Here is an 11263-nt window from a genome sequence, read left to right as displayed (position 1 = left end):
TATGAGATTGCTCCAAGACGGCCAGGGGATATTGCAAAATGCTACGCAGATCCAAGTTATGCAAAAGAGAGTTTAGGTTGGGAAGCTACGCGTGGTATTGATGAGATGTGTGAAGATACATGGAGATGGCAGTCAAACAACCCTAATGGATATAAGACGCATTAAGATAGGCTTATCCTATCTAGGTGCGTAAAGAAACTTGTAATTTAAAAAGAGTTCAAAGATACTGCCTCCAATACCATTTACAGAGTTTGTGTAACTTGTACCAATGACGAGATGGTCTTGTGAGTAAACTTTTCCTCCATAGCCAGCATTAAAACCATAACTAAACGCAGCGATGTCTGTGTTGTAGTAGCTACTTACTTCAAAGTATGGTCTCCAAACCCTTGTATAAATGTCACTGTTTTGCATGCCATAGGCAAAATCAACACCTAAATTTATAAAATTGTTTGGTAAGACTTGTGTACGTGGGGATTGGAGTTTGTCTATAACTCCTTTTTTACCAGAAGTTTCACTGTAAATAGCGCCATCACTAAAAAGAGAGAGTCTCATATCGGGGTATCCATTACGAATTTGGTGTCCAAGATTTACTCTTACATACTCACCATTACCAAGATAAACATCATCTTGTGAGTTGTAGCGATTGTGTTCATACAATATATCTAAATCTGTAGAATTTAAAATCGCATAATTTGCTTTGAGTTCGATTTTATCTTTTTTACCACCAAGCAGTAGCTGTGTTGACTCATCTGTTTTTACATTTTTGTAGTATCCTCCACCAACATTCAACTCTTTTGTAAGCTGATATTTACCAAAGAGAGCATATACAAAATAGCTATTCATACTATTTGTATATCCACCTATAAAGGTAAGCATACCCTTGTCAAACAGCTTTTTCAAACCAAGATTAAGCTCAAGAGTATCATTAGGAACTTCTCTAAGTAAATTTTTATCTAAGTCGCTGTTACGGTAGTAGTTGAGGTTACTAAGTAAGTAGTAACTATCATTAATATAATTTGAGTTTTTAATTGCTACATATTTTCTAAGAAGTGGATCGCGTAGGTAGTAGGCACTTTTAATAGAAGTAAGGTCTGCGCGTTTTTTTACAAGTCCAAGCAGAGATATATAGGCATTTTGATTATCATCGTTGTGTGCAAGTGTTTTGTAACTCATACTCTGCGCAAGTGCAATTTGCCCATCAAGTTCTGCTGCATAAGAGGCATCACCGCTAGATATAGTATAGAGGTATGCACTAAGCATATTCTCAATTTTTGTATGGTCTTGTTGATTAAGAGCATCAGAAAACTGAAGCCATATAGCCCTGTTTTTTGTGCGAAGGTAGATAGAATGTGCCCTCTCTAAGCTACTATTTTTAAGTGCTAAAGAGTAATCTAAATCATTATAATGTGCTTGTGAAAGGTAGGGTTTTGCATGTTTGAGCTCTTTTATAAAATCATCAGAAGTAAGCAGACTCATTTTTGCTCTTAGTAGATTGTAGAGGTAAACATCATCTTTTGTAATGTTTGGATTTAATACTGCATCTTTGTTTAGTTGTGCGACTATGGTATGGAGCATAGTTAGATAAGCATTATGATTATTTCTAATATTATAGATGTCAGCTTGTAAAAATTTAAACTCTATTGTATTGATAATTTGATTTTTTTCTTGAATAAGCTTTTGAATGTAGTAATTAGCAAGATTAACATCATTGATTGCAAAAGAAAAAGATGCCATTGGAAAATAAAACTCATGTGGTAATGTAATATCTGTATTGAGTTTTACTAACTCTTGGCGTAAGGCACCAAACATGCCATACTCTTGGTAGAGATTGATAGCGGTAAACTTTACTTGTAAAGAGTTTGGTTTTAGTAAAACTGCTTGTTCTATTGCATTTTTTGCTAGGAAATCCTTTTTTTCATAATGATAAAGTTTTGCTTTAATAAACCAATAATTTGGATCATTTAGAAGTTGAGAATTTGCTTGTTTGTCTATGCTAAGTATCTCTGTTTGCAATGTTTTCATATCATTTTCTCGTATTAACTCATTTGCAAAGAGGTAAAAAAGGTAAGAAAGGTGAAATTTATTGTATGCTTGCAGTGCCATTTTACCGGCTAAAGTTTTATTTTTCGTTCTGTTAAATGCCATAACTCTCTCATAATCAACGAGTCTGCCCTCTTTATGTTTAATAAGCTCTAAAGATGCATCTGCTGCCGGTGTAAATTTTTCTAAATACCAACCTAAATCACTTTTTAATTTTAAATATTGCTTGTCATATCGCTTAGGATTTTTAATATCTTCAAGAGTCTCAAAAGATTTGGAAACGTTGCGTTTAGAGTAGTAATAGTAGGAGATCAGTTTTACGTTGTTAAGCGTGTAAAGGTTGTTTGTCTCAATGATAGATATGATTTTACCTGCTGCTTCTAAATCAGACATATCCATATAAATTTGCAGTGCTTTATCAAGATATTGAGGATGTTGTTTATCTTTTGTATAAAGGTTTTCTAAAAATTGTGCAGCTGCTTCTGGTTCACCTATTTGTGAATAGATATAGACCATTCTATTTATATTCTTTTTTGAAGGATTTCGTTTTACCTCTTCTCTTGTAAGATTTTTTATAGATTCATACTGGTAATCTTGCAATGCAAGATTGATGATATTATTAGCAACTTTTGGATTATGTTTTGTATAGTACATAAATTTCATATATTTTATAGACTCAGCAGTTCTACCACTCCATCTACAAACTTCAGCCATCTTTTGATTCCAGTAGTAGGAATTGGGATGTTTTTTATAGCCTAATTTTGCGGTTTGGTAAGCATGGTCTAAATCATTAGAGTATAAAAATGCTTGTAGCATAAGTTTTAGCTCTTCATTGTTGCTATATGCACTGTGTGATGGGTGTGTGAGATTTGCTTTGTTTAGTGTTTTTTTATTAAATCTATATTTATAACTTGTAGCTATATAGGCATATTTATATTTTGATTTATAATTTGGTAATCTTTTCTCTGCCTCTTTTATATGATTAAAGCATCCACATCTTACTGTGAGTGTATTTGAAATACGCATTAGCGTACATTCGGTTGGGAATCTCTTTTTCTCTAGTCGATTAAGGCTACTATTAGAGTATAGAGCACTCTGTAGCTGTACAGTATAACAGCTATCTGTGCTTTTAGCATAAAGAGTAAGTAAAAAAAGAAATAGTAAAAAAATAATACGCATAGTTAGCCTTTTATCTTTAAAAGTTTTTGTGAGAGCCTGTTGGCTCTTTTTAAATCATTAGCAGATATGTAAAGTTTTAATAGCATTATGGATGCTTGTTTATCTTGAATAAAGTAGTTTTCATATTTATCTCCTAAGTGAACCGCTGCTTTAAGTTCTCCTCCTGCTTGGAGTACAGCAATAGCTTTAAACCAGTATTTTTTGCGTTTAGCATAAGAAGTGGTATTTTGAAATTGATTCATATAGAGTTGTGAAACTTTTTTGTATTGTTTGTGTTGTAGATAAAATGATATGAGTTTATTACTCCAGTATGGAGAATTTTTTGCATGATTAATAATATATGACTCAATCTCTTTATAGGAAAAATATTTTGTGAGTAAAAAGTACCTTTCATTAAACCATTTCTTTCTATTTTGTTTGTCTTGTATGGCTAATTGATCTAAGTAAAACATACTCTGTGTATAATCTTTAAGCTTGTATGAAAGATAAAAAGCATCACTTAAATATTTTATATCATGAGGTCTTTTTTTAAGTAATTTTTGTACTAAAAGATAGGCATCTTTTTTATTATTTACAAAATAACTCTCTTTGTAGAGTCTAGGAATGTCACTCTCTTTATAAAAATTTTGCTTTATTATAATATTAAAAATATTTTGTAGTTGGGTATACTTTTGCATAAATGCTGTTGTTTTGTTTTTGTGCTTCAAATAAAGGTAATCCTCTTTGGCAATTTTATAACTGAGCTGGTAGGCTTTTTCTCGTATCTCTCTATTTGGTGAATTTCGCAGAAGTCTTAAGAGTTTAAATGAGAGATCTTTCTTTTTTGCTTGGAAGGCTTGTTTTGCAAGGGTGAGCATTAGTGTTTCATTTGAGGGATCATTTTTCAGCATATTTTTTAGATAAAGAACGCTTAAGTCGTAGTTGGACTGTTCTGCAAGTACCTGTTTTGTAAGCGAGCTTTTTGGATATAAGATAATAAGAATAGAACAAAATACAATAAAACCGAGGAGTATCTCTTTGTATGTTGCAACATACATTTTATTATTATGGTTTACATTTAACATTAAAACCAACTTTTGTCTTATATTTATAGCTGAAACTGATGATATCGCCTTTTTTAGTTATAGTGGGCGCCATATTTGTGAACTGGTAGCGACAATTTTTTGGAATGTTTAGTTCAAGACGAATAGGTAAATAAGAACTTAGTTCCATACTAAAACCATCCTCTTCTTTTTCACTTTTAAGTATCGCTGCATTCGTACTAACAAGGTACGCATTTGTATTATGCATATTTTTTGAAAGTTTTACAAGCGCTTCACTCCTATTGCCTATATGAATATATTTATGACTCTTATCGTCTTTAAATCCAAGAATATTCTTAGAATTGTTCATATCTACATACATTTTTGAATTATCTAAACGCAGTGTTTTAAGGTTTTTGACACCTGCTACGAAATAACTGTTTTTCCCTTGAGCGAGAGAGAGTGTGTAGTAGTCCATTACTTTTGGAATATACAAAGATGTAAACATTGGATTTATATCTTGTTTCATCGCCCAATTAAAAACATAGTCAAGTGCAGTTAGCGAGGCACGCTTAGAACCTGAATAGTAGTGAAAGTAAATATCAATAACTTTAAGTCTGCGAGGCGCCTCTGTAAGTTTAAATGTCTGTACAACTTTCTTAAATCCCCAAAAAGGTCCACGCCAATCATTTGTATAGACATTTTCATCTTGTGCACCTGTATAAATTTGATAATACTCTCCTCTGCCTAATCCTAACGGTGCTATATATAAAAGCCATGGATGCCTATTTGTAATATATGTATCGCCTCCATTAAAGTTTAGGAGATGGAGTTTATAAACATAAGCCAATATATTTTCTGGTGGGGCACAGTCTCCACTCCAAAAAATTGTTTTTGCTCTGGGCTCTTTCTCTTTTGTGAGGTATTTTACATTGATGAGATCAATCATTCCCTTGATCTCATTTTCCAAAGAGAAGTGGTAGCCTTTTGGTGCAAGTCTATATTTTGGTGCTAAATTTCCGTTATGGATTTTTTCCCAAAAGAATGGATGAGAAAATGTATGTGAAGCGGGTTCAACATTTGGTAGTTTATACATTGCTTTGATTGTTTTTTGTAAGGTTGGTGCTAATTTAGGATAGAGACCGTTGTCATCATCTTCTGCACCCACTATAGAAGCAGAGACTGGAAGGGGGTACTTTTTAAGGATTTTGTTATATATAACATCTATTGAGAAAAGTTTTGGATCCCACTCCACTCTATTCATACTTCCATCACCATCAATATGGCTAATAAAAATTCTTTTACCGTATTGTGTTGTTACATCAGGAACTATAATCTTTTTTAAACGTAGCGCTTTTATAAAAAATTTAAAGGGGTTAATGACCCATAAATTATCATCACCAAACTCTTGCATAAATCCATTTCTTAATGCAAATCCACCCCAAGGCATAATGGCGGCATATGTGTTTGTAACACCATTTTGTGATTTGAGTGTGAGAAGACTTTTTCCCTTTGTGATATTTATGAAATTTTCACTTTGTGTAAGTGATGGTTTGATTTCATAGCCAATCATTGCAGATTTTGTAATAATTTTACTTGAGTGTGTTAAGTCTATAGCAGTAGTGTTTACTTTTATAGAAAGTTTTGAAAGTAAGTTATTGAGAGGCAGGGGTAAATTTGCTGCAAAGACAACTTTTATATTGTATTTTTGGAGTTTTAAAACCCAATTTATAAACTCTGCTGGATGTTTATATGTTTTTGAAAACCAGACAATAACCCCACCATACTGTTGCATCTGCTCCATAGTTGGCAATTTATGTTTATGAATGTCATAAAGCTTTTGTATATATCCCTCATACTCTAATGGCAGTGCACCACTTTGATGTGCCGCAAGAAATCTTCTCTCATGTACACTCTCATCTATGAGTGTCAGTATTTCACGTTTTATAGGGTTTTTGGATGATTGACCATATACTTTCAAATCTTTTGTAGCAATATAAGGAATCATTCCCTTTGCTCTGATTTTTACTATAGTATTGGTGGCTTCTTTTGATGTTAAATCTTTTAGTTTTAAATAATCAACACAAATAATATCTAGTTTGTAGTGATGAATCTTATTAATGTAAGTATCTAGCCATTCTCTATCTTTACTAGTAACATCTTTATATCCTAATTTTTCGCCATTTACACCATGATAGTATGATTCAAAAAGCACTGCGTTTATATCATTATGAACACTATCAATTATTTTAAATCCTCTATTTATAATCAGTTTTGAAGTAGGGTAGCGTTTATGAAAAGTTTTAATAATATCTACTAAAGCAGCTTCACTTTCTGCTCTTTGTTTATCTGTTTTTGCAACAAGTTGATAAGAATCCAGTGTATCAAAAAAGAAGTTTTTAAAGCCTCTTTTTATCTGTGGGGCAATGACATCATTAAATAAAAAGGCTTTGTATGCAGGATTTGTTACATCAAGAACTACAGAATCCCATGCCTTATTCTTTCCAACAATCCATGCTTGCTTTATCTTTTTATATTCAGGAATATCTTTATCAATTTCACCAATACTTACATAGGCATACATTTTATCTTTATAGACTCTAAACCCATGGGTATTGGTGTCTGTTAGAGAGGGTTGGACTATAATATAGTTATGAATACCTACCATGGGATAAGATATGTTTTTTCCATAATAGACGATGGCACTTTTGTCATTGAGCGCTCCAAACGCAGCACTACACAGAAGTAGTAAAAGTAGTAAAAATTTATTGCAACATGAAAGTTTCATAATTCAACCTATCCATTTCTTTTCTTATTATTATAACACTTGCAGTAAATACAAGTAAAAGTGATACGGTATAACCGTATCCAAACATTGCTGGTCCCATATCAATTGAGAGTAGGGTTAAAACAGTATTGAGGACAAAAAAAGCTATACATAGCCACATTGCAACTACTTTTCTGTCCAAATAGTATAAAATTGCCAATACGGACATAAAAGCTAGTTGGAGCATTGCTCCAATAGTCAGTACATAGAGTAGACCAAGATAGAGCTGAGGAATATGCAGATAGGTAAATAAATAGGGGACAGTTAGAAATAAAATAATATCTACAATAGATTGTATAATGATTATCTCGTGAATAGCATGACGAATAATATAGACCATATCATTCCTATATGTTTGTATTGCTTTGAGTGTTCCCCCATTTCTTACGGAGTTATAATAGAGGTCATATTTTTCTGAAAAATCCGCTTCTAGTCTGTAAAAAAAGATAGCCATTCCCGGAATGATAGAGAGATATGCTAAAAATATTGGCATATCATAGACCAAAGAGGCATGTATCTTTCCAATAACGGCATAGCCGGTAGCTGGGTTGTACCAGAATATAAACTTATCTACCCACGCTCCAAGATTGTAAGTAAGCCCTGCAATAGCAAGAGTCCAATAAAAGTTCTTTGCCAAAAAGAAATCAACTTTAAAAAAGATAGTTGAGTCGTAGCTCTTAATAATAAGTGTCATAAGAATGACAAGTAAAAAGGCATTTCCTATAAAGAAGATGTAGATAAGCTTTTCAATAGTATCTCCTACATAGATAGAGACAAACACAATAAGTGCATAGGCTATAAAGTATGACCAAACAACACCATTGTAGTACTTTAAACTTGTTGCGAGGATGCTTGAAATCCAGACACCGCAAAGTACCAAAAAAGTTGCTACAACCCCGACGATAAATACTATACTCTGTCCATCAAACATCCAAAGGTAGAAGGGAATAACAAGGGGTAACCCTATAATCCAAGATAAAAAGAGTGCGCCAAAATAGGCTGGTAGTATTTCATCTTCTCTATGGTTAAAGATTAGGTCTGCTATATATCTGGTAAGAGGAAGCTGCACAATACCGGTGATAATAAGACTAGAAGCTAGGGCAATAGCGTAAGTAATAACAACTTGAAATCTATAGACATCACTATCTGCACCATAATTTGCAAGATTAATAAAACCAACAAGTAAGATGGCAACAATAGAAACAACCCAAGGACCAGAACTTAAAATTGCTGAGTAGCCATAAACTTTAGCTAGAGAAAGAAGTCTGTCCTCTTTGAGGATTTTTTTGAGCTCAAAACCTATGCCAGCCATTAGAGCGTCTCCCTTTTTTCATTGAGTTGGTCCCATGTCATCGAGAGCGCTTCGTTATAAAGTTCTCTATACTCTTGTAAGAACATCTCTTGTCTGTAATACTTTTGTACTCTTTTAAGTCCAGCTGCCTGCGCTTTTGCCCATACTCCATTTTCAAAGTTTAAAAATCGAACATACTCTTTTGCCAAAGCATCTGGGTTCGCAATTCCTGTAATGGCACCAGCCAAGCCTATGGCTTTGTCTTGGCTGTTAATACCACCTTCAATAAGGTCTCGACAACTCCCAACATCGGTAGCAACACAAGGAACGCCTGCGGCAAAGCCTTCTAAAATAACAAGAGGCATACCCTCACTGATGGATGAAAGTGTCTGTAGCGCTGATTTTGGTAGAATTTCTTTAATATTGCTATGACCAAAAAATTTGATTTTATCTTCATTCTTTTCTAACTCTTCAATCGTTAGTTTACTCTTGTTACCATCAAAATTTTGTATAGCACCTTTCAAATCAAGGGCAAATGCCATCTGTTGGCACTCCTGAACATACTCTCGGTCTTCATCAACTGCACCAACTATCCACCCTTGTATGTCAGGAATGGTTTGTGAAGCGATTTTTATAGCACGTATAAATGTTTTAATATCTTTAATAGGAACAACCCGTCCGATAAGAGTGATAATGGGTTTTTGTGGATCTTTCCTTTTGCTCATAGTTTTCATAAGTCCATCAACATCAACCCCATTTGGTATTACTTTAGTCCTTTGTTCCGGGGCTCCGAAATTGATTTGGATAGCACGGGCACCTGAAAAGAGGGAGAGAATGTGGTTAGAACGGTGATAACAAAAGAGACCAATTTTATCAAAAAAAGTAATCCACATTTTTTTGATGTAGTTATACTCCTGAGGCTGTTGTAGTAAAGCGGGCTTCTTAAACTCTATCCAATCAGCAGAGAGCATATCTATTTTTCTCTCTCTAGTATATATGCCATGCTCTGTAAGAAAAAATGGTCTGTTGTTAGTGTAAGAGGCTAGTGAGCCTATAAAACCAGCATATCCAGTTGAGGGGGCATGGTAAATTTTTGTTGTAGGAAGATTTTTTACAATATTTGCAAGTGTCCAAATAGGTTTATGAATATTTCGGAGTGTCCAAAAATAGTCAACAAAAGGAACATCAGGACAATTTTTACTATAGATTTTTGTTAAAAATTCCCAAGCAAGTTCTGAGTGTAAAAAGTCATCAAAAGTAACCTCTTTTGTATAAAAATCAAGATTTTTTAAAACTTCTGGAATTTCGCCACTATTATTTTGAAATGCTTTGTAAAGTTTTTCAATGGCTTCAAAGCCTTCCTTATTTCCTTTTTTTCTCTTTGCTTTTGGTCTCTTTTTGTCATTGTCATCAAAAAGATAATGAACCTCTAAATGCTTTAAATTTTCTGGGAACTCATAACTTATTTGCATAAGTTCTCCATCAAGATAAGGAGTGGCTCCAATAAAACAGACTCCAAATGAAAACTCTGGTAATCCTTTCATTAGCTGAAGTATCCAACTAGATACACCACCTTTGACATAAGGATAAGTGCCCTCAGAAAAGAGCATAATATCAACACTGTTACTTGTTGGAAATTGTTGATTCATTATACATTCCTCCATTGCGCCACTACAGGGTAGAGTTTTGCATTGTACTTAAGCCCCCTTGCCTGGGTCATAAGAGTACGAGTAATGTTGTATTCTTTTGTTATAAAATAGAGCTCTGCTAAGTAAGGAATTAAAAATGTAGAATGTTTTGAGAGTAGTTCTTTTGCTAGAGTAAGTTCAACTTTTGCCTCTTCGTACTGTTTTCTATGCATATAAACGCGCCCCATTAAACTAAATAGACTTGTACAAATTGTATAAGTATCTTCAAGCTTTTTTCTCTCTTTTCTGATTTGATTAAGATTTTGCATATCTGTATCTTCCTCATCGCAAAGTTTGATTTTTTCTACTATATTATCAAGTTGAGGAACATAATACTCCTTGGCAATTTCCAAGTAGGCTATTACTGAATTTAAAAAGTTTACCTTTAAGCTATCATGCACAAGTTCCGTATATACCATTTCCCAGTAAAGATACGCCAGCTCTTTTGCGGCAAAGGCAATAATTTTCTTACTCTTTGCCTCGCCTTTTGCAATTTCACTAGAGATTATGGCAAGATTTTTGTTAATTTTTGAGCTGATAGCTGTTTCAGCTTTATTAATAATTGTATATCCAAACATTCGTATTTCATCATCCCTGTTTGAGAGTGTTTGTTTGACCACCTGCAGACTCATTGGTGAATTTGTATTTGCAAGCGCGGAGAGTGCTTTGATTTTTTTTGATTTTGGGATGTAATCATTATTCATGACATTTATCATAGAACCTTCTCCAAAGAGTCTTCCTACTTCTAAAAAGGAGTCTTGAAACTCGTCAAGGTCTAAAATATTTGTGTCAAGGACTTTTTCTTCATACTTGACATTTGACATATACCAAAAGACCCATAGTGTAAAAAAGTAACCTAAAAAAGGAACACTCAAATTAAATAAAAAACTAAAGAGAAAAATGGCAATTTGGTTGTTTTTATGCAGGGAAGCCTTGAATAAAACTTTAAAAAACCAACTGCGATCTTGGACGCCTGCTACTCTATGTGCATCTTGTAAATCAATTTTTTTTGTTGATTTTTTAAATCTTTTAAGTGCATAAAAAGAGATAAGCAGGGATATAAAAAAAGAGATTATGAGATGAATGATTAAAATAGTGTCAACATGCTGTTCATAATAGACAAATGGATTACTTGCCATAATCATCTTCTATGTATTTATTGAGAAGTTCTATTTGGTTGAGTTTAAATTGCATACTCTCAAACTCTCTATCTTTA

Annotated in this window: 6 protein-coding genes; all 6 read right to left on the bottom strand. The window is 33.4% G+C overall.

Features of this window, described 5'->3' with window-relative positions:
• Window positions 1-177: 177 nt before the first annotated feature.
• The 6 genes from MV589_RS09710 to MV589_RS09685 all read right to left on the bottom strand — a co-directional run bounded on the left by MV589_RS09710 (window position 178) and on the right by MV589_RS09685 (window position 11186).
• Window positions 178-3066: a tetratricopeptide repeat protein gene (locus MV589_RS09710; RefSeq protein ID WP_297434355.1), complete on the bottom strand. Its 2889-nt coding sequence runs from the start codon at window positions 3064-3066 to the stop codon at window positions 178-180.
• A gap of 155 nt (window positions 3067-3221) precedes the next feature.
• A complete protein-coding gene (locus MV589_RS09705) occupies window positions 3222-4283 on the bottom strand; it encodes a hypothetical protein (protein ID WP_297434353.1) in 1062 nt (353 codons plus the stop codon).
• Window positions 4264-7029, bottom strand: coding sequence for a bifunctional glycoside hydrolase/polysaccharide deacetylase family protein (locus tag MV589_RS09700; RefSeq protein WP_297434351.1), 2766 nt, complete (start codon window positions 7027-7029; stop codon window positions 4264-4266). The genes MV589_RS09705 and MV589_RS09700 overlap by 20 nt, the downstream gene beginning before the upstream one ends.
• On the bottom strand, window positions 7007-8380 hold the full coding sequence (gene pelG / locus MV589_RS09695; protein ID WP_297434349.1) for an exopolysaccharide Pel transporter PelG: 1374 nt from the start codon (window positions 8378-8380) through the stop codon (window positions 7007-7009). The genes MV589_RS09700 and pelG overlap by 23 nt, the downstream gene beginning before the upstream one ends.
• Window positions 8380-10008, bottom strand: coding sequence for a GT4 family glycosyltransferase PelF (pelF, locus tag MV589_RS09690; RefSeq protein WP_297434347.1), 1629 nt, complete (start codon window positions 10006-10008; stop codon window positions 8380-8382). The genes pelG and pelF overlap by 1 nt, the downstream gene beginning before the upstream one ends.
• A complete protein-coding gene (locus tag MV589_RS09685; protein ID WP_297434345.1) occupies window positions 10008-11186 on the bottom strand; it encodes a hypothetical protein in 1179 nt (392 codons plus the stop codon). Before MV589_RS09685 ends, pelF begins: the two co-directional genes overlap by 1 nt.
• Between the last annotated feature and the right edge of the window lie 77 nt (window positions 11187-11263).

It is taken from the genome of Sulfurimonas sp., from assembly GCF_026991475.1.
In the GTDB taxonomy this organism is placed as follows: Bacteria; Campylobacterota; Campylobacteria; order Campylobacterales; family Sulfurimonadaceae; genus Sulfurimonas.
This window is presented reverse-complemented; position numbering and strand designations above follow the sequence as displayed.